This is a genomic window from Butyricicoccus sp. OF27-2pH9A (genome assembly GCF_027693185.1).
GTDB classification, from domain to species: Bacteria; Bacillota; Clostridia; order Oscillospirales; family Butyricicoccaceae; genus Agathobaculum; species Agathobaculum butyriciproducens.
In genome coordinates this window covers 15,256-36,427 of sequence record NZ_JAQEXK010000006.1, presented here as the reverse complement: position 1 = coordinate 36,427, position 21,172 = coordinate 15,256, and the positions used below count along the sequence as shown (strand labels likewise).

12 protein-coding genes are annotated in these 21,172 nt (G+C 54.7%); 5 read left to right on the top strand and 7 right to left on the bottom strand.

Features of this window, described 5'->3' with window-relative positions; all coding sequences use genetic code 11:
- Window positions 1-15: 15 nt before the first annotated feature.
- The 5 genes from PG722_RS06450 to PG722_RS06430 all read left to right on the top strand — a co-directional run bounded on the left by PG722_RS06450 (window position 16) and on the right by PG722_RS06430 (window position 12,414).
- Window positions 16-4,920 carry an Ig-like domain-containing protein gene (locus tag PG722_RS06450; protein WP_270580001.1) on the top strand — a complete coding sequence of 1,635 codons (4,905 nt, stop codon included), beginning with the start codon at window positions 16-18 and terminating at the stop codon, window positions 4,918-4,920.
- Entirely contained in the window at window positions 4,917-6,290 is a 1,374-nt protein-coding gene (locus PG722_RS06445) for an S-layer homology domain-containing protein (protein ID WP_270580000.1), read from the top strand. The genes PG722_RS06450 and PG722_RS06445 overlap by 4 nt, the downstream gene beginning before the upstream one ends.
- A gap of 303 nt (window positions 6,291-6,593) precedes the next feature.
- On the top strand, window positions 6,594-9,041 hold the full coding sequence (locus PG722_RS06440; protein ID WP_270579999.1) for a GH39 family glycosyl hydrolase: 2,448 nt from the start codon (window positions 6,594-6,596) through the stop codon (window positions 9,039-9,041).
- A gap of 215 nt (window positions 9,042-9,256) precedes the next feature.
- Window positions 9,257-10,627: an MFS transporter gene (locus PG722_RS06435; RefSeq protein WP_118761833.1), complete on the top strand. Its 1,371-nt coding sequence runs from the start codon at window positions 9,257-9,259 to the stop codon at window positions 10,625-10,627.
- 17 nt (window positions 10,628-10,644) lie between these two features.
- Entirely contained in the window at window positions 10,645-12,414 is a 1,770-nt protein-coding gene (locus tag PG722_RS06430) for an alpha/beta hydrolase-fold protein (protein WP_270579996.1), read from the top strand.
- Between the two features lie 282 nt (window positions 12,415-12,696).
- Here the strand turns inward: PG722_RS06430 and prmC are convergent, their stop codons facing one another.
- The 7 genes from prmC to PG722_RS06395 form a co-directional block, all read right to left on the bottom strand.
- Window positions 12,697-13,584 carry a peptide chain release factor N(5)-glutamine methyltransferase gene (gene prmC / locus PG722_RS06425; protein ID WP_270579994.1) on the bottom strand — a complete coding sequence of 296 codons (888 nt, stop codon included), beginning with the start codon at window positions 13,582-13,584 and terminating at the stop codon, window positions 12,697-12,699.
- A gap of 20 nt (window positions 13,585-13,604) precedes the next feature.
- Window positions 13,605-14,570, bottom strand: coding sequence for a tRNA dihydrouridine synthase (locus PG722_RS06420; protein ID WP_270579993.1), 966 nt, complete (start codon window positions 14,568-14,570; stop codon window positions 13,605-13,607).
- Between the two features lie 5 nt (window positions 14,571-14,575).
- On the bottom strand, window positions 14,576-15,511 hold the full coding sequence (locus PG722_RS06415) for a DUF1385 domain-containing protein (RefSeq protein WP_119190345.1): 936 nt from the start codon (window positions 15,509-15,511) through the stop codon (window positions 14,576-14,578).
- The gene (locus PG722_RS06410) at window positions 15,508-17,058 is read right to left on the bottom strand and encodes an ATP-binding protein (RefSeq protein WP_270576826.1); all 1,551 of its coding nucleotides are present in this window, start codon (window positions 17,056-17,058) and stop codon (window positions 15,508-15,510) included. Before PG722_RS06410 ends, PG722_RS06415 begins: the two co-directional genes overlap by 4 nt.
- Before the next feature lie 570 nt (window positions 17,059-17,628).
- Complete coding sequence (locus PG722_RS06405; RefSeq protein WP_110435794.1) at window positions 17,629-18,318, bottom strand: response regulator transcription factor; 690 nt, start codon at window positions 18,316-18,318, stop codon at window positions 17,629-17,631.
- Between the two features lie 67 nt (window positions 18,319-18,385).
- Window positions 18,386-19,720, bottom strand: coding sequence for a hypothetical protein (locus tag PG722_RS06400; protein WP_270579992.1), 1,335 nt, complete (start codon window positions 19,718-19,720; stop codon window positions 18,386-18,388).
- A gap of 708 nt (window positions 19,721-20,428) precedes the next feature.
- A complete protein-coding gene (locus PG722_RS06395) occupies window positions 20,429-21,163 on the bottom strand; it encodes a hypothetical protein (protein WP_270579991.1) in 735 nt (244 codons plus the stop codon).
- Between the last annotated feature and the right edge of the window lie 9 nt (window positions 21,164-21,172).

The following is a 21,172-nucleotide window of genomic DNA, read 5'->3' as shown; positions in this document are numbered from 1 at the left end:
GGTACGACCATTGAAATGCAAGCAGCAGATACCATCAGCGATACGGCCACTAACACCTATCGCGCGGACAGCCTGATGCCGTCCTACAAGACGGAGAACGGCTATACGGTTCTGACCTATACGCCGACAGCTGAAGGTGAAACCGAACTGAAAATCTACGAGCTGAACGGCGCCTACTACTCGAAGAATGAAAGCACCTACACCAGCCTGTCTCTGGTAACTGGTCTGTATCAGAATACGGACGGCAAGCTGTTCAAGCCCGGCGCTGCCGCAACAACGCAGATTACGGTTTCCGGCAGCAAGAAGCAGGTAACGGGCGATACCGTTACGCTGACCGCAGCGGTATCTGTGGAGGATAGCGGCGCCGCAAACAATGGCACGGTCACGTTCGAGATCACGAACACGACCACCGGCAGCGTGGTACGCTATCCGGTAAGCAAGTCCTCCGGAAATTCCAAGGTTGAGTGCAAGTGGACACCGAGCGAAGCCGGCGTTTACAACATTGTGGCGATTTTCGGCGGCAACAGCGAAACGAACGGTTCGCGCAGCGGCGCAGTTACCTACTATGCCAAGGCGGCAGACGATCTCTATGAGATTTCGGTAAGCGACTGCACTTATGGCGACACGATTTCTCCAAGCCTCAAGAGCGTGACGATCAACGGTACTACCAGTCCAGAAAAGACCGGCGTCACCTACACCGCCTACAAGGACGGTTCGTCTGCGGTGACAAATTGGGAATCCGGTAAAACGCTTGTTCCGGGTACTTATCGCATTACCGCTGCGGCGGAGGGCAAGGTGCTGGCAAGCAAGTACATCACGGTAAGCAAAAAGCCGATCACGGTTACGGCTCCCGATACGAGAGACGGCACTATCAAGTTTGAGAACTTTGTAAACGACGATAATTACGCAAATCTGTTCAAGACAGAGGGTATGCCGACCGACAATACCGCAGGTGTATACAATGTCAGCGTGGTTTATAACGAGCCGGAGAACGGAAATAAGACCGACTTCGTGAAGAAACAGGAGGAATTCCTCTCCAAGTATACGCCGACGCTGAAAAACTCCATGGTGGTTGTGCAGGCGGATACCTACAAGGTAACCTACTCCAATGGCAACAACGGCACATTGCAGGGTTATCAAGGTGATTATTCGACCTCCTTTAACTCCGGTGCCAACATCGCAAGCGGCAGCAATGTGATTTTCGCCGCTACGCCGGCAGAAAACTATCAGGTCTGGAAGTGGACGGTAAAATCCGATGGTCAGGAACTGACCAAGGGTAGCGATTACACCCTTTCGGATGATAACAAAACACTGACGGTTTCGAGTTTGCAGAAGAATCTGGATGTACACGTTGAGTTCTCCAACCAGTTCTACACGGTATCGGCGCAGAGCGGTGAAAACGGCTCTGTAGCTGCCGCAGTAAACGGCAATCCGCTTGCAGCGACTTCCGTACTCAGCGGAACCGAGGTTACCTTTACGGCAGCGCCGAAGAAAGACTATGTGGTAAAGCAGTGGACGGTTACGCGCGATAACGGCACACCCGAAATCCAGAAGAACACGGACGGCACTGTTTTCAGCGGCAAGGAACTCAAGCTGACGATCACCGCGAATACCGAGGTCAATGTAACCTTTGAGCAGACGGCGCAGTTCACCGTATACTATTCCGCTGTAGAACAGGAAAATACGAACAAGTCTGTTGCTCTGAACTTTGAGACCACCGGACTGACCGACGGTAAGGGCGAAAAGGGTTCGGCGGTTACGCTGACCGCAAAGCCGTCCTCCGCGATGGGCATTGCCGGCTGGCAGTACAAGACCTCCGAGAGCGGTACATGGATTAACTCAAGCGTTACCGGACTGCGCTACACGATTCGCAATCTGCAAAGCAATATCTGGGTACGCGCACTGGTGAACGACAATGCAACACCTACAGTAGTAAACTTCGGTGTTGTTGATGAAAGCGGAAATACCGTTGCAGACGGCGGCACGCTGACCGCAAAGTATACCGCAAACGGCACAGAAATTACGGACGGCGCCGAGTGCACGACGTACAGCAAGATTACCTTTACCTACACGGAGCCGACCACGTATGAGGTCGTGAAGTGGCAGGTAAACAAGGCGGATGTGACCGCAGTACGCAATGGCAAGACCTTCACCTACACCATCGACAGCCTGACCACACCGACTACGGTCAACATGGTGGTTCGCGCGAAGCCGATTGTAACGGTTACACCGCCGAAAAACGGCACGATCAGCGTTGCCTACACGCTGAACGGTAAAACGGTAGAGCCGGAAGAGGGCAAGTATGTCTACTCCGGCACGAAGGCAATCGTAACCGCAGCACCGAACGATAATTACGTTGCAACGGACGTAAAGGCGGATTCGGGTAGCAGTATCATTACTACCCCGAATACAGATAAAGTGAACGGCGTGCAAACGCTAACGGTTGCTGAAATCAAGGCAAACACTACCTTCTCCGCAACCTTCGTGGAAAAGCCGGTAGTAACGATTAAAGCGGGTGAGAATAGCTCGGTTGAAGTCAAGGGCACTGTGAACGGCAAGGCAGATACCGCGCTGACAAGCGGCACTCATGTGGACTTTGGCACCGACCTTATCGTTACGGCAACGCCGGAGAGCGGCTATGTTGTAGGTACGATCAACGGCAGCGCTGTCAATGAGGACAAGGCAAACGGTGCAAAGGACAAGACGCTTGAAAAGGTTGGCGAAAATACTGAAATTACCGCGACATTCCTCGCAAAACCGAGAGTAACGATTAGCACCGTTGCGGGCGGCACGGTTGAAGTCAAGGGCACGGTGGACGGCACGCCAGAAACCGTACTGGCAACCAATAATTATGTGGACTTTGGCACCAGCTTGACCGTTACACTGACGCCGGATAAGGGTTACGAGGTCGGCACGATGAATGGTGTTACTCCGGCATACACTGACGGCACCGGAAACACGACCGATAACAAGTCCTACGCCATCAGCAATGTGCAGAACGATCAGACCATCACGCCTGTATGGTCTGCAATCCCGACCACTACGGTCAACTGGTCTGTCATCGACAAGACTCCGGACACGAACGGCGGCACGGACGGCACGCTCAAGGCGACTGTCACCCGCAAGGGCATGGGCGCTTACGCTGTGACCGATTCTAAGGACGGTACGCTTACGGTTTACCGCGACTCGGTCGTTACCTTCACCGCAGAGCCGAATACCGGCTATAAGACCGGCGTATGGCAGCTCAACGGCAAACAGCAGGACAGCCAGCCGGAGCTTACTATTACAAACGACATTGTAAATACTACGCAGAAGGTTGAGGTCCAGTTTGAACCGCTGGGTAATCAGGTGACCTACGGCTTCAAGGAAGGCAGCGCGGCGGCTGACAAGCACAATGCAACGCTTTCCGCAGCCTTCACGCCGAACAGCGGTACGGCAACCAACTTTGCAAGCGGCACCACGCCGACCACCGATGGTTCCATCACCTTTACCGTTTCCGGTCTGGATAACGGCTACGAGGTAGAAGGCTGGTATGTGGACGGCAGCAAGCAGTCCGGTGAAACCGATACGACCTTTACGCACAAAGTGACCCATAATGTCGGCATGGATGTGCAGGTGAAAATTGTCCGCAAGTCGTATACGGTGAACTTCTCCGCAATGAACGGCACTGTAACGGCTACGGCAGGCGGCACGACGCTTGCAAACGGTGATTCGGTTGTCGGTGACACGAGCGTTACCTTTACGGCAATGCCGCAGAGCGCCACCGGCTATACCTTCGACGGTTGGACGGTAAACGGTGAAAAGAGCGTGGAAACGAGTGAAACGCTCACGCTTCCCATCACGAAGGACACCACGGTTTCTGCAGCATATACGCTGAATACGGTTTCCTATGCAGTAAACTACGGCGTTATTTCGGATAGTGATGACACTGCAAACGGCACGCTGACCGCAAAGAACGGCACGAAAACGTTCGACTCCGGCGCAGAACAGCCTGCCGGTTCGACCATCGTCTTTACGGCACAGCCGGAGGACGGCTATCAGGTCAAGGGCTGGTATACAGCGGCTGACGGCACGACCGAAATTGCAGACACGGCATCCGAGCAGAACCGCTACACCATTACCAATCTGACCGATGAAGCAACGGTATATGTAGCATTTGAACCGATTCCGACCTATGATATTACGATCAGCACGACCGGTTTCGGTCACGTCACCGCGGCAGTAAACGGCACGGAAACAGAGATTACGGACGGCAAGCTGACGGTAAGCCGTCACGCCAATGTAGTCCTCACGGCTGTACCGGATGAAAAACAGTATCTGACCGGCTGGACACTGGACACCGAAACCAAGGGCAACAGCAGTCTGTCGCTGACGCTGGACGATGTAACCGATGGTCACACAGTCAAGGCGGACTTTGCGGCAAGCCAGCTCGTTACGCTGAAAACGATCTGCCGCGCAAACGGCACGCTGACCGCTCAGGCAGGCCACGGCGATACGATCGAGACTGTCGACGCCTCCTCCGAATCCGGCATTCAGGTGGAGAAGGACAAGAAGGTCGTTCTGCGCGTAACACCGAAGACTGACTACATGGTAAAGATGTGGACGGTGAACGGCACGGTTCAGAATAACCTGTCCAACACGCTCACCATCGAAAATCTGAGCGAGAATACCGAGGTGGAGGTTGCGTTTGAGCCGCTGGTTCTGCACAGTGTTCCGCAGAGCGGCATGGGCTACACCGTAACAGTAGTAGAGAAAATCCCGAATGATTACGGCAATGAGAACCAGATTCGCGAAAGAGGTACGGTCACCTTTACCGTATCGCCCGAGAGCGGAAAGTACCTCATGGCGCTCAAGGTAAACAACAAGGATTGCCTCGCTGCAATCAGCAACAATGGCAACGAGAACAAGCTGCGGTCGTGAACAATCAGAACGGCAGCTACACCATCACCGTTGCGAATGTCACCAATAACATTGCGCTGGAAGCGACCTCCATGCAGTTCCGCACAGAGAAAACCGAGCTGACCGTTCCGGAAGTGCTGAAGGAGAAATACGCCGATACCGATGCACTGCAAATCGCACTGCGGACGCAGGTCGACAAGGTGAACGCTTCCGTACCGGCGGCAAACATTCAGTATTATGACATTAAGCTGCAGTACACCACGAACGGCGGTGAAACTTGGATTGACGCAACCAAGGAGCACTTCCCGGCAAGCGGTATCACCGTAACGATTCCGTACAGCGAGCTCAAGAGCGGTCTGGACAGCAGCTACACCTATACGGTGATCCATATGTTCACGACAGATATGAATGGTCACAAAATCGGCGACACCGAGTCCATCAGGCCCACAAGGGGAGAGGACGGCATTTCCTTTACGGTAGACAGCCTGTCTCCATTTGCAATCGGCTGGTACAAGAACACCGCACCGACGCCGGGCGGCAGCGGTGGCGGCGGCGGAGCCGTTGCACCGACCACTTACGATATCGTTATCCCGTCTGCGCTGGCGAACATCGTCAAGGCAGATAAGACTAAGGCGGCGGCAGATGACACCGTAACGCTTACGGTGTCCGGCGAGGGTACGCTGACCGTTACGGACGCAAACGGCAAGTCCGTTGCGCTGACCGACCTCGGCAGCGGCAAATACACCTTCAAGATGCCGTCCTCCAAGGTCAATGTGGCGTTTGCCGCGTCCGGCGAAACCAAGCCGTGTGACGGTGGCAAGGATTGTCCGTCGGCTCCGTTTAAGGACGTTGACACCGGTAAGTGGTATCATGTATCCATCGACTATGTGCTGACGCACAGCATAATGAACGGCGTTTCCGGCACTTCCTTTGCACCGAACCGCAATCTGACACGCGGTATGCTTGTGCAGATTCTGTTCAATCTGGAGGGCAAGCCGCAGAGCGCTTCGGCAAGCTTCTCCGACGTTAAGGCGGACGCATGGTACGCCAAGGCGGTCGGCTGGGCAGCGGCAAACAAGGTCGTAACCGGCTACGCAGACGGCACGTTCCGATCGAATGCAGCCGTCACCCGTGAACAAGCGGCAGCAATCCTGTACCGCTACGCACAGAGCAAGGGCATTGACGTAAGCGTAGGCGAGGACACCAACATTCTCAGCTACGCGGATGCCCTGCAGGCAAGCGAGTACGCAATTCCCGCATTGCAGTGGGCTGTCGGCGCAGGCGTGCTGAATGGCAAGAGCGGCAACCGTCTTGCCCCGACCGGCACCGCAACTCGTGCCGAGATCGCCGCAATCATGCAGCGCTGGTGCGAGAAAATCGTTCAAAAGTAAAACCAAATACGCCGGATGGCATGAAAAAGGAGCAGTTATATACTGCTCCTTTTCGCATATAAAATCACCCCATCTGTTAGATAGTATATCATACGGTACATATCCCTTTTGTCAGCAACCCTTGTCCGGCAATTGCCATAGTATTTGTTTCTCAAAACCTGCTTTATAGACAGCTACCTCATGGGCAGCTTTTTTATAATAGACTTGTGCCGTCTTTATGCTCCGCGCGAGGCCGCACTTGTACTTTTCCGAAGCCGTATGCTACAATAAAACCACTACATTCGACAGAAAGCAGGAACAGCCATGCGCACCAAACGGGAACAGATTATCTTTCAGGCATTTCATGACCAGATCTGCCGATCAGAGTTCAGCAGCGGTTTGACGCTGTTTTTCGGGCTGCACGGAAACAGCTCAATCCGATATCAGTCCGCCGAGTACTCCATGCCCGCAGGCGCGCTGCTGGTTGTCAACCCGTTTGAATTATATCAGGTGAACTGCTCGGAAAATGCCGAGATGATCGCCATGCAGATCCCCGAAAATCTGCTGCAGCTTGCCAGCTGGAGCAGACAGAATGTCTGCTTCTGCTACGCCTCCAGCCAGAATGAAAAGCAGGAGTACCAGACCATCCGCGTATTATTTGCAACTATTTTTCAGGATTTCTTTCAGAATCCGGAGCAGAACGCCTCCGGTATTGTCACCAATGTACTCAAGCTCGTTGATCTGCTGACAGAGCATTTCCTCATTTCCGATGTGCCAAAAAGCAATACCAAGCGAGAGGAAACCATGCGCCGTATGAAGCGCATCATGGATCATATTCATTCCAACTGGAATGAGGATATTTCCCTGCGCGAGCTTGCTGCACGCGAATTTCTGTCCGAAGGCTATCTGTCCCGATTCCTCAAGCAGAATCTGGATATGACCTACTCCCAGTATGTCATGGGGCTGCGTCTGGAACACGCCGAAAAGCAGCTGCGCAGCACGGATCACTCCATTACTCAGATCGCCTATGACTGCGGATTTCACAACGCCAGTGCTTTCATCGAACATTTTCGTCAGAAACACGGCCAGACACCGCGGCAATACCGCCAGCATGCCACCCAGAAAGCCGCTGCTGACCCATCCGGCGAGGAAACTTTACTGCAGGACGGCGTTGCCTATCTGCTGCAGTTTGCCGTTCCGCCCGATCCGCAGCGCGAGCTGCCGCACGAAACGCGGTACATCACGGTTGATGAGAATGTACAGCCGCGCAGGCTTCGTCATACGTGGAAAACCCTGCTCAACGCCGGATACGCCAAGCATCTGCTGACCGCCGCTGTTCAACAGCAGATTATCAAAATCCAGCAGGAGATCGGCTTCCGCTATCTGCGGTTCCACGGCATGCTCGATCAGGAGCTTCACATCTATCAGGGTATGGAAAACGGCCAAGTGAAGTGCTGCTTCACCTACTTCGATATGGTCATCGACTTCCTGCTCGAGCAGGGGCTGCGCCCGTTCCTGGAATTCAGCTTTATTCCCCGGGAACTGGCGAAAGCACAGACCAGCATCTTCGAGACCGGCTCGATCACCGCTGCATGTGCGAACTGCACAGCATTCGGCGCACTGGTTGAAGCTATTCTGCGGCATGCAATCTGCCGATACGGCTGGGACGAGGTATCCCAGTGGAGGTTCTCTACCTTTCAGATTAACTATGTGTTCTTCGACTGCATGACCATGGATGAATATCTCGAACTGTATGACTGCGTGTACCATGCGGTCAAAGCTGTCGATACACGGCTGCAATTCGGCGGACCGGGCGCCATGTCCAGTGTGGTATGGGACCCGCGCGGTATGCGTGTCTTTCTGCAGTATGCCACAGCCCACGACTGTTTGCCGGATTTCCTGACCGTGCAAAGCTATCCGCATGAATCTTCGTCCGCCGATGCAAATTTTATGAGCTATACGCTCAGTCAGCAGTCTATCCCATCCGTATTATCCAAGGATACAAATTTCGTTAAAACCTTCCTCTATGACCTTAACGGTATATGCCGCGAATTTGAATTGCCCGACATGGACATTTTCATCGAGGAATGGAACTCCACGCTATGGCAGCGCGACCTTTCGAGCGACACCTGCTACAAATCCGTCTGGCTGACCAAAAACATCTGCGAAAATATGGATGCCGTATCCGCCTTCGGCTACTGGACAATCTCCGATCTGATGGACGAGCGTGCGAACTTCGATTCCATGTACCACGGCGGCTACGGTCTGTTCACCTATAACGGCGTGCCGAAGAGTGGCTATGAGGCACTGCGCCTGCTCGGACAGCTCGGCAACTGCTGCATTGCTTCCGGTGACGGCTGGTATTTCACCCAAAGCGAACGGGAATGGCAGCTGATTCTATATAATTACACCCATTACGACAACATTTACCGCTATCGCTACCGCCGTCTGGAGCATCCGGAAGACGCCTATTCGGTATTCGAGAGCGGCAAGGTCGTGCGGTTTCAGGTCACATTTCCCGCTCTCAGACGCGGTCTGTACCAGATTGAGCAGCAGGAAATCACCCGCACCTCGGGTTCCTCGTTCGACCTGTGGCTTGCCGCCGGCGCACCGCCGTCTCCTGACCGAGTCTTCCTGCAATATCTGGCCGAGCACGCTTCCGCACACCGCACAATGACCACCGAACAGGTGGATATCGCTCTGCGGCTCGATGCAACACTGCAGCCGCTTGAGGTACGTCTCTTCCGCATCAGAAAGATGAATTTTACATAAACCTTTTCTAAAATATCTGTTTTTTGACCTTTTTCTATCTGTCATTTCATATTATGCGACAAAAACACGGTTTCTCCTCCGAGTGAATACAAAATATATTGCTATGTCTAAAATGAATATTCCGTATTTTCTTTGTTCTTTTCGTACTATACTATAGTCAAATCCCAAACAGAAACGCTGCGCAGCCGATTCTGAACGAAAAGGTGGTAAGGAAAATGACGAAAAAACAGCTTTCAATGAATGACACCTCATTCAAAACCAGTCTGATGGAAAAAATCGCATACGGCATGGGCGACACCGCCTGCAACGTCGTATTTGCAATCACCTCCAGTCTGATCGTATACTTCTACACGAACGTAATCGGCATGTCTGCGGCACTTGTCGGAACGATTCTGTTAGCATCTCGTGTATTTGACGGTATCAGCGACCTGCTGATCGCCCAGATTGTAGACAAGGTAAACTCCCCGAAGGGCAAGGCTCGTGCGTGGATACTCTGGATGGCCGCACCTTACGGTATTGCCTCCGTGCTGATGTTCTGCGTGCCGCCACATTCAAGCACGATGGTGCAGGCGATCTATGTATTCATCACCTATAACCTGTGCACCACCGGCGTATATACCGCACTCAACCTGCCGTATTCCAATCTGGCACCGATGATGACTCGCAATGACGATGACCTTGCCAAACTCAATCTGTTCCGCATGGCCATGTCCCCGATCGGTAACCTGATCGTTACCGCACTCACCCTGCCGTTCATCAACATGCTCGGCGGCGGTCAGCAGGCATGGATCACGGTCTGCGCGATTTACTCCATCGTTGCTTTCTTCATGCTGCTGTTCTGCTACAAGGGCTGTCAGGAGCGTTTCCACACTGATGCAGCCAAGGAAGCCGAGGCTATGCCGTTCGCACAGCGCCTGAAGGCTACCCTGAAGAACAAGTATTTCATCGTTCTTACACTCACGATGATCGCCGTTGCTCTGTACCAGAACGTAAACGGCACCGTTGCTACTTACTACGCACAGTATATGCTGGGTAATGTCGAAGTTATGGGCGTTATGCAGAGTTTCGAGAACATTCCGAAGATTATTGCTATCATCTGTCTTGCCCCGTTCATCAAGAAGTTCGGCAAGCGCAATCTGGTTCTGTTCGGCGCAGTGCTCTGCGTGCTCGGTCAGGTCGTTGTCCTGTTTGCACCGCAGAATATGACCATGGTTATGGCCGCTGCTGTTATGCGCGGTATCGGCGAAGCCCCGTTCTACGGCTGCATCTTCACCATGCTGGCTGATGTTATCGAGTACGGTCACTGGAAGACCGGTATCCGTGTACAGGCCCTCATCTTCTCCGCATTCACTGTCGGCCAGAAGTTCGGCGGCGGCGTTGCAGGCTGGCTTGTTGGTCAGCTGATGGAGGTTTCCGGCTTTACCGGTCTGGAAGTGGAGATTCCCTCCGCAATAAGCATGGTCAAGAACCTTTACATTTACGGCAACATGATCGCATGGGCCTTGGTTATCATCCTTATGCTGGTTTACCATCTGGATAAGGAATACGACGGCATTATGAAGGATCTCACCGGCCGTACGGCGTAACAGAAAGCGTGAACAACATGTATACCCATAAGATTTTAGACATATGCGACCCGAAAAATCCCTACGCCCCCAAGTTCTCCGGCACGTTTGAGCTGCCGGTGGAATACGCGGGCAAAAAGCGCCGCATGCTGGCCTATGTACCGCATGATATCCGCGAATCCACCGCCGGTATTCTTGTGCTGGGAGAAAACGGCCAGACCGCCGATGATCTGCTCGAGCACAGCGGCTGGTGTGAGATCGCGGACACCGAGGAGTGCAAGGAACGTCTGATCGTGTTCTTCCTTGAGCCGGAAAACGGCGCATGGGACACGAACGAAGCCTACGGCACACCGGATGGCGATGTTGCGTATATCAACGCAGCAGCCCTTGCCGCCGCAGACCGCAAGCTGTTCTGTGTCCACGAATCCAAGTTCTATCTGGTTGGCTGTAAGGAAGGCGGCGTGCTCGCCAATATGGCGGCGGCTTACGATCCGGCGTTCTTCGCAGGTGTGGCTTCGGTCGGCGGCTCGGCAGTTTCCGAGCAGTATCTGACCGACTGCGGACAGGCGTATGCCCTCAATCTGGATGGCTTTGAGGATCCGGAACATCGCAAGGACATTCACAAGCAGGATATCCCGATGCCCGCGTGGATTATCGACGATCCGACCGTATCTACCGGTACCGGCGACGCTATCCTCACCTACTGGCGCAATGCATGTGAAGCCGAAGAAGGCCGTCAGCTGTCTCCCGATCAGTACGAGTATTACCGCGTGAAGGAAACACCTTACGCGCCTAATCAGGAGAAGGAAGCGTACCGTGTCTGCCACAGCAGTATTCCCGGTGCATCCGAGCAGTATGCCAAACGCTTGCAGCGCCGTATCTGGAAGGACTTTCTCTATCGTCAGCGCCGCTGGATGAGCAGTCCCGGCGGTGAACTGCGCGTGACAAAGGATCCGGTCCGCGACCTCGGCATGGAGTACCACTACGAGGAATTTGACGGCTGGATGCGCGAATGGTATGTTTACATTCCGCAGTCGGTACGGCAAAATCCCGAAAAGAAGGTGCCGCTCGTGCTTGCGATGCATGGCTACACCTGTACCGGTGAAATCTACGCCGGCAACAGCGGTTGGTACGATGTCGCAGAAAAATACGGATTCATTGTTGTGTTTCCGTCCGCACTGCATGCCAAGGTTGACATGCCTGAGCAGGGGCTTATGCCCGACTGGGCGCCGCTCAACGCATGGAACGTGTTTCTTGAGGACGACCGCCCGGATGAACTGAAATTCTTCTCGTTCCTGCTGGACAAGATGATTGCCGAGTATCCGGTGGACGAGCACCGCGTGTTCGCAACCGGTCACTCGTGGGGCTCGCTGATGACCGAAATGCTGGCGTTGGGACTGACCGAGCGCTTTGCCGCTGTCGCCCCCTGCTCGGGTGCATTCTTCGGCGGTGCGTATGAGAAAATGACTTCCCTGCCGTATGCCGCCGAAAACGGCGTACAGCTTCCAATCTGGATGTTCTGGGGCATGAATGAGGAATGGCTCATTCCGAGTGAACCCACCCACGAGAACGAAACCGGTCTGACCGTCGAGCTGTGGCTGAAACGCAATGGTAAGGCAGATATGATTCCCGCTGATTGGGCACAGTGCGCCAACACGGTCAATGGTCGCTTCAAAGATCATTACTTCGACCGTGAGGGCACGGCTCCCGTGCAGTTCACGCAGGTGGACTACATGCCGCATGCTACTATGCCGGAAATGTCGTTCCGCATTTGGGAAGAATTCTTCAGTAAATTCTCCCGCAGCTGATAGCTAATCTACTACTTTCCTTTGCATATGATTGGATAGTCCATAGCGAGGGCCTCTGTGTTGAATTTGATTCTAACACAGAGGCCCTCGCTGTGGACCTTTTATTTGACTAAATTCGCAACTTCATTTTACAACGCGCGATTCAAAATTACTTTTCCAATATTGCGCAGGGATGAAGGAATGTGCCTTTATATTGGTGTCCAACCATATATCTGCAACCTTATTTATATCTTCTTTCCGCAATTCTCTAACCATAACGGCGACACTCCCGCAAATCCCGATTTACGCATTCCTCGTCAAATCCACATCCGGACGGTTATTCGTGCCGTACACGATGCGCGGGACACCGCTGTAATCCTCGGTGATAGTGACATCCTTGTAGCCGTGCCGCTGCATGATGCCGGCCACGTCATCGGCCTGCTGCCAGCCGCACTCGAACAGCAGCCTGCCGTTCGGCACCAGCAGTTCACCCCAGCTGTCGCAGATGGCGTGATAGAAATCCAGACCGTCCTCGCCGCCGTAAAGCGCCTCATGCGGCTCAAAATCGGCTACACTGCGGTCGAGCATCTGCATTTCGTCCTCGGTGACGTACGGCGGATTGGAAACGATGATATCAAACTGCCCAAGTCCGCGCGGAGGCACGTGCATAACATCGGCTTTCATGGTCAGCAGACGGCTGCTCACGCCCAGATCACGGGCATTCTCGCGGGTAATGTGCAGCGCACCGTCCGACAGGTCGATCGCGGTCACGCGGGCATCCTCGACCGTGTGCGCCGCCGCAATGCCGATGCAGCCCGAGCCGCAGCACAAATCGAGAATACGCGGTGAAACCCGCTCTTTGGCCTGCTCAATAACCAGCTCGCACAGGCGCTCGGTATCCGAGCGCGGAATGAGCACCGAACGATCCACCTTGAAGGTCAGGCCGTAAAAATCCCATTCGCCGATAATGTACGCCAGCGGTTCGCCGTCCAGACAGCGGTCGCACAGCAGACCGGCGTAATCCACGGTCGCATCCTCAACGTAGAAATGGGACCAGCCGGCCGTCTGCTTTTTGTCTGCTTTGCAGGCGTAGGCGGTAATCTCCCGCGCGGTCAGCTGCGGCATCGGGTCGCCGCCCTCTTTCAAACGGCGGAAAAGCTGCATGTAAACATCGTTGATAGTCTTGGTCACACAGGGTCAACTCCTAAAATTTACGCGGGTTTGAACCACAGCGGCACGGCGTTCGCCCGCACCCTGCAATTACGGAACACGGCTGCGGCCGCCGACTGAAATTCTGCGGCATTTTTGGCTTTTTTAATCGCTTTGCCCGGTTTTTCGCTGTTTTCAAACAGATTCAGATGGTAAAACCAGATTTCCTTCATGCGCAGCATGGCAATCCGGCTGTCACCGAAGGCTTCGCAGTAACGTACGAACAATGTATCGTGGAAAGTCTCGAGCATTTTTGCGTCTGCGGCCTTGCCGCCGGTCAGGCGCATCACGAGAGACGGATCGGCGATCAGCGCACGACCGATCATCACCGCCGGCAAATCGGGATAGCGTTCGCTGACGGCGCTTACGTCCCGCTCGGTGATGAGATCGCCGTTGTAGCACACGGGCATGCTGCAGCGCGGAAGCGCCGCCGCGAAATCGCTCTCGCGCACCTTGCCCTTGTAAAAATCCTGCCGTACGCGCGGATGGATGGTCAGCTCGGTGATGGGATAGCGGTTGTAAATCTCGAGCAGCTTGTCAAACTCGCTTGCCTCATGCACGCCGAGACGGGTTTTTACCGAAATCCCCTCGCATTTTGCGAAAACTTCGTCAAAAAACCGGTCCAGCTCGTCCGGATGTGCGAGAAATCCGGCTCCCTTTCCCTTGGCCGTTACCGTGCCGGACGGACAGCCAAGGTTGAGATTGACCTCAGGATACCCGAGGTCATGCAGTGCATTCACCGCCCAGATGCAGTCCGCGGCAGACTTGGTGAGCAGCTGCGGAACCGCAGGCACGCCCTCGTTGTACTCCGGCAGGACATCGCGCTTTTGCCGCGGCGTCAGCTTTTCATTCGTGGTCGGTGTGATAAACGGCATGAAATACTTGTCCACACCTGAGAAAAATTCGTGGTGCGTCCGGCGATAGACCGCACCGGTCACGCCTTCCATCGGCGCAAAATAATAGTGCATGGCGCTTACCACTCGTCCGAACCGTCGTCCGGAATGACCGCCTTCATCGCGGTGATCGCAACCTCGATCATGGAATCATCCGGCTCAAATACGGTCAGGTGCTGCACCATCAATCCCGGCCAGCGCAGTGCACGCGAGAGCAGGCTCTCCGAGCGGCCGGCGTAGCGGTTAAACTCGTAGCTTATGCCGACAACAAGCGGCAGCAGGATCAAATGCGCGAGCATACGCAGGAACGGATTGGTAATGTCGATGATGGAAAAGACGATCGACGAAACGATAGTCGCAATGATAATCAGCACAAACATGAAGCTGGTGCCGCATCTCGGGTGGTATTTGCCCTGTTTGCGAACATTTTCAACGGTCAGTTCTTCGCCTGCTTCGTAGCAGAAAATGGTCTTGTGCTCTGCGCCGTGGTACTCGAACGTGCGGCGAATATCCTTCATATGCGACACCGACCACATGAACAGCAGGAACAGCACAACGCGCACGCAGCCCTCGAGCACATTGCGCGCGAGCACACCCCAGGTTTTCGGCACAAAACCGCCGAGAAAGCTCGGCAGCAGGATGAACAGGCCGATCGGCAGGGCAATGCCGATGACAGTTGAAATGCTCAGGATGATCTTGTTCAGACCCTCCGAGCCGAATTTCTTTTCCAGCCAGAGTTCAAACTTGGACGGCGGCACATCGGCTTCCTCGTCCTCAAAGAAGGACGCGGAGTAGTTGATGGCCTGCATGCCCTCCTTCATAGCGGTGAACAGCGTATACGCGCCGCGGAAAATCGGCTTTTCCCAAATCGGGGCACGGCTCGGCGTCGGTTCGGTCTTGCTGACAAGCTCGCCGTTCGCCTTACGCACGACCGTGCAGGACTTCTTAGGTCCCTTCATTACAATACCCTCGATGATCGCCTGACCACCGATGGTGGTTTTCTTTTGCGTTGTCATGAATGCTCTCCTTCGGTAAACGGGGTTTCAGATGCCTTCGGAATGGCACCGGTAATGCCGAGCGCCTCCTCGGACTTGGCAGACGGCATGGTGACGGTAACCGTCGTTCCCTTGCCGACCTCGGACGCGATATCCAGCGTACCGCCGTGCATGGAAACAATTTCCTCTGTCACGGCAAGGCCGATGCCGCTGCCGCGCTGCTTGGATGACCCCTTGTAGAATTTCTCCTTGACGAACGGCAGCTCCGCTTCGGGAATACCCTGACCGTAGTCGCGCACAGACACGACGATGTTGCCGCCGTCACGTTTAAGGTCAATATCAATCTGCTTGCCGTCGCCGCCGTATTTCGCGGCGTTGTCCAGAATATTCAGAAACACCTGCTTCATGCGGTGGCGATCGCCGTTGATGTAGTAGTTTGCATCCACATCTTCGTCGTACAGCAGGCGGATTCCGCTCTTTTTGAGCAAGTTTTCATACATATAAACCGCTTCATACAGCTCGATGGACATATCAAACGTCTCGATCTCCAGCTTCATGCGGCCGGATTCGATGCGCGCAAAGTCCAGCAGCTCCTCGACCATGCGGGTCAGGCGGCCCGCCTCCTTCTGGATGATCGTCAGGCCCTGCATGACCTCCTCCGGGTCCTCACCGCCGCCGGCCAGCAACGTCTCACTCCAGCCGCCAATGGCGGTCAGCGGTGTACGCAGCTCGTGTGAAACCGAAGAAATGAAATCGTTTTTCATGCGTTCGGCGCGGCTGATCTCGTCCGACATGTAATTGATGGTATCGCACAGCTCACCGATCTCGTCATCGTAGGTCTTCTGCAGGCGCACGCCGTAGCGTCCGGCCGCGATCTCCTTGGCGATGGTGTTGATTTTGAGCACCGGATCGACGATCGACCGGATAAAATAACTGTTCGATGCCACAACCAGCATGAGGAACAGCAGGCATGCCAGCAGAGAGCAGCCGACGATTATCCAAATCTGCCGTTCGACGATACGCAGTGAGGTGATATACCGCACGCCGCCGACCAGATCGCCGCGCGCACTCAGCAGCGGCGCTGTGACACTCATCACGCGCTCGCCGGAAAGCGGGTCTCTGCCGGTGAAAACCGCGGTTTTCTGACCGGAAAGCGCCTGCGACGCATCCTCGGTCGAAGCAACGCCGCCGCCGGATAATCCGGAGGTGGACAGCAGAATGCGGCCGTTTGCGTCCAGAAACTGCTGTTCAAACTTGTCCTGATCCTGAAATGTGGTGACGGTTGCCTCCGCCTGCGTGTAAAACTGATCGTAGGTATCGGTGAAGTATTTGCGGAATGTGTCCGACGTGGTCGCCGCGCGTGACGCGAGGTTGTCGCGCACGGTGGCATAGTAATACCCTGAAACGCCGACAGAGATCAAAATAACCACAACGGCCAGAATAACGAGCACGAAGGACAAAGAGTTCACCAGCCAGCGGCCCTTGATGCCGCCCGGCGAGTGCTGTACCTTTGGTGCCTCCGGCTTCGGAGGCGGTTCCGGTTTGCGTTTTTGCTTGCGATTTGTCATAGAAAATGACCTTTCTGATGCCGCTTACCAAGCGGCAGAATGTGCGCTGATGCCGCGCGGGAATTCGCCTACCCGGCGGGGGCACAAGAAGGAAGCAACCTGCGGTTTCCTCCTTCTTGTGAATCTTCCTCTTTCCCTTAGAGGGCACGGCGATAATTCATAACTGAGACTATAGGGGAACGGGCGTACTATTCATCTTCCGTAGGTGCTATCTATAATAACGTGCTAACGAATTGCGCGACACTGTTATCCCCCAGGGGACCTTCTCTTGCCCTTCGGGCAATTCCCCTTGTGTCGCGCCTGCGAAGATAAAACCGCCTGTGTAGCAGTACGCTGTCTGACACTGCGCATTGGTTAGGACATGGGAGCACTCCGTGCTCCCCTACGGTAGAAAAAATCCTCTGCCGTTCCCCTATTTCGGAGCGGTCGCCGGTCTCTGGGCTGCGCCAGACCATGAAACAAAGGGAAACGGGAGTCCCAAGAGGGTAGAAACCGCAGGTGTCTACCCTTTTGATTTCCGCGGCGAAACCGCCGCCGTTCCCCCCGCCGCGAGTGCGGCGATTGGCTATATCAGCCCTCCCACATATAACCGTAGCCGCGAACCGTTACAATATGGGTCGGGTCCGCCGGCGAATCCTCAATTTTAATCCGCAGACGGCGAATATTCACATCCACAATCTTCAGCTCGCCCACATAGTGGTGTCCCCAGACCATTTCGAGCAGCTCATCGCGCGAAAGCGCCTTGCCGATGTTCTGCATGAACGCCTTGAGCAGACCGTATTCGATCTGCGTCAGCTCGATCTTCACACCGTTCTTGAGCACCTCGCGGGCACGCAGATTGAGCTTGAACGGACCGGACTTGATCACGTCATCCTCGGAGAACGGCGAACCGGATACACGGCGGTACAGCGCGTCCACACGAGCCGCCAGTTCAATAACCGAAAACGGCTTGGTGACATAATCGTCCGCACCGTTCATCAGACCGGTTACCTTGTCCGCTTCCTGCGTGCGGGCGGTCAGCATGATAACGCCCGCCTGATAGCCCGCGCCGCGCATGGCGCGGCAGACCTCGTAGCCGTCGATGCCGGGCAGCATAACATCCAGCACCGCAACCGCGATATCCTGATTTTCATGGTACTTTTCCAGTGCTATTTCGCCGGTTTCGGCCTCTATTACCTCGTAACCGCTGCGTTTCAGGTTGAGAACCAGAAAGGAGCGGATATTCTCTTCATCTTCCAGAACCAGAATTTTGCGCTTCATTGTAATATCCTCCTGTACTTTTAGCGCTTATTGGTAACTGCCGCGTTTCTGCGGCGTTTGATGATTCTTAATTGTTCCACGCCTGGTTGACCAGCGAGAATCGGGCTTTGATCTCGTCTCCGGTCAGCGCCAGCTCGCTCTGCTCGCCTTCATTTGTCAGCTTGGCGAAGTAGATGGCCTGCGTGGTCTGTCCCAGCTGGATCAGATCGGTGCGCTCGGCGTAGTATTCACGGTTGGAGCCGGTCGCGCAGTAAATGTTAAACAGCGGGATGGACATTTTGTTCTTGCGGTACTCAAAAAATTCCACATAGCTGAGTCCGCCGTCGTTTGCCTTGATTGCGGTAATGCGGTCATGCCATTTCTGGTCGATCAGCAGGCTCCACGCATCCGAAATGTTCTGATAAGTGGCTGCAACCTTGGTCGGAACTTTGCCGATGCCGTAGGCATACCAGTCGAGCATATACACCGCATCGGACGAGGATGTGTCCTTATAGCCCGCCATCAGCACTGCACGCGGCAGCTCGGTAATGCCGTCACCGTTGACGTCGCTCGCGTAGACCGCCACCGGACGATAGGTGCTGTGGCTGGCGGTATCCTCGCCGTCCAGTGCCAGATTGCGCAGCGTGCCGTTCGAGTAGACAAAAATATCCGTCGTCAGACCGGCGCCATTCGCCACCTTTTCCTCAGCAAACACAGCGGTCTTGCTGTCCTGCACACGGCCGGACTGCATGTGCTCAACCGCAGCCGCCCCCTGACTGGTCGCCGTCTCACCGGCCGGCAGCATGGAGCCGCTGTCATATTGGTACAGGCGTGCCACGCGCTTTCCGGAGGTGTCACTCGTGATCAGCAGCAGATCCTTTGCACCGTTGTCGGTCAGATCGGTCAGCTCCATAGCGGTATATTCGGTTTCGAGAATGATACCCGGCGTGCAGTTTTCGTCAAAATCGCACATGGTAAGCGCACCTGTTCCGTCGCCCGGCAGACGCCAGGTGAGAACCATGCCGCGCTTGCCGCTCGGCTCAAGTACCGGAAATTCGACCGAACGCAATGCCGTTCCGCGGCCGTCGATCGTGCCGGTGCAGACGTAGCTGTCACCCTGCTTGCGGTAAACAGCTACCGTAAATTTGTTGCTCGTCGCCGAGGTGGCGCCGCGGAAAAACGTGATGGCCTCCTCCACGCCGTCGTTGTCCAGATCGGCAAGCTGAATAGACGAACGGTTTTCACCCTCGCTTGGCGAGGCGTAGGATACGCCCTGTGCAAGCTGCTTTTCCAGCTCAGTCTGCAGACTTTGGTAATTGCTGGATGGTTTGGGCGCGGCCAGCAGCTCATCGCCCGATGGAAACACACAGCCGCCCAGCAGCAAAAGGAACAGCAGCGCCGGTAAAATTCGCAGTGATCTCATGGAGCTCTCCTACCTAAAATGATACAAATATTGGTTGACAGGTGCAGGCACCTATACATATTAAGTATAGCACATTCAGGCAGCGTGTGGTACTGAAATTTACGCAAATTTTGCAGGATTTCAAGCGGAAAGGGATAGAAAAAGGGCGGACCGTTGGTCCGCCCTCAGGCTGTCGCAAAACTGCAGTTTCGCCGACAAGAGGAACGGACCGTAGACCGTTCCTCTTGTCGGCCGAAATTTTCTCGCTCTATAAGTCAAAAATCCGAACGCTATCCTTGCTCGGCTTCTCGGTCGCGCTGCGTGGCACATATCCCCGGATTTTTAGAATTTGCACAGCAAATCCTATTTGATGTGCGCTATCGCGCGAATTAACTTTAAAAGGACGCACTATGTGCGTCCTTTGAGGCTGTCGAAAAACTATCGTTTTTCGAGCAGCCTCTCGATCGAAACCACGCTTTCGATCGAATGCTGAAGAAAAACCGCGTCCTCCGGACACATTTTTTCTTCCCTTGTATAAAAACCGAGGTACACAAGGTGAATTGCCGCATAGCGGCAAGAGAGGGTGGTCTGGACCACGCCCCCGGTTTTTATGAATTTGCTGCGCAAATTCTATTTTATGCGTGCTGTCGCACGCAGCACAAAATAGAAATCTGACTTTTTCGACAAGCTGAAAAGGACGCACATTGTGCGTCCTTTTACGGGATTTCATCAGTATCTCAGCGGAATACCATGCGGTTCAGCCTCACCGGCAGGCAGCAGCGCCGCCGTAATGTCCGGCCGGCATGTTTCGATAAAGTTTACGCCTTTGCGTATGAGTTCCGCAAGCGTATTGGGATCGTCCGTGCATCGGCTCATGGTGAACAGCCCCGCCTGTCGGCACGCCGAAACCAGCCGCTCGGATAAATCCTTCGGCTCGGCCCGCAGACCGAACAAACCGGTTGTCTGCGCGGCATTGACCAGCGCGTCAATCTCGCTCGGCAGATTGGGCAGCTCACCCATGATATGTAAATCCGGATTGGCAGACGCAACACGAGCCGCTTCTACCAGTCCCAGACCGATAATGATCGTGTCATCCAGACAATCCGCATACCGCAGCGTCATACGCAGCTGCCGCAGCATGGTCTGATCGTGCACGGTGATGGCAATCTTGCCCTGACAGGTGCGTGCCAGCTCGATTGCCTGACTAACCGGCGTCAGCTGCGGCGCCGCCTGATGCAGCTCCGCGTAGCTGTAATCGCTGACAGGCAGCCTCGTGCCGTCAGGCGCGGCAGCACAGCCGTCCGACGAAAGCACGGCAATACCGTCTGCCGACATGGCAACCGAAAAACAGCAGCCTTTTGCGCCCTCGTCGTTGCCGGCCAGAATGGATTCCAGTCCGCCGCGTTCGGTATCCATGCAGCCGTCCGCAGACAGGACAAAAGTCTCCTTATTGGTATAGTACAATACCGATCC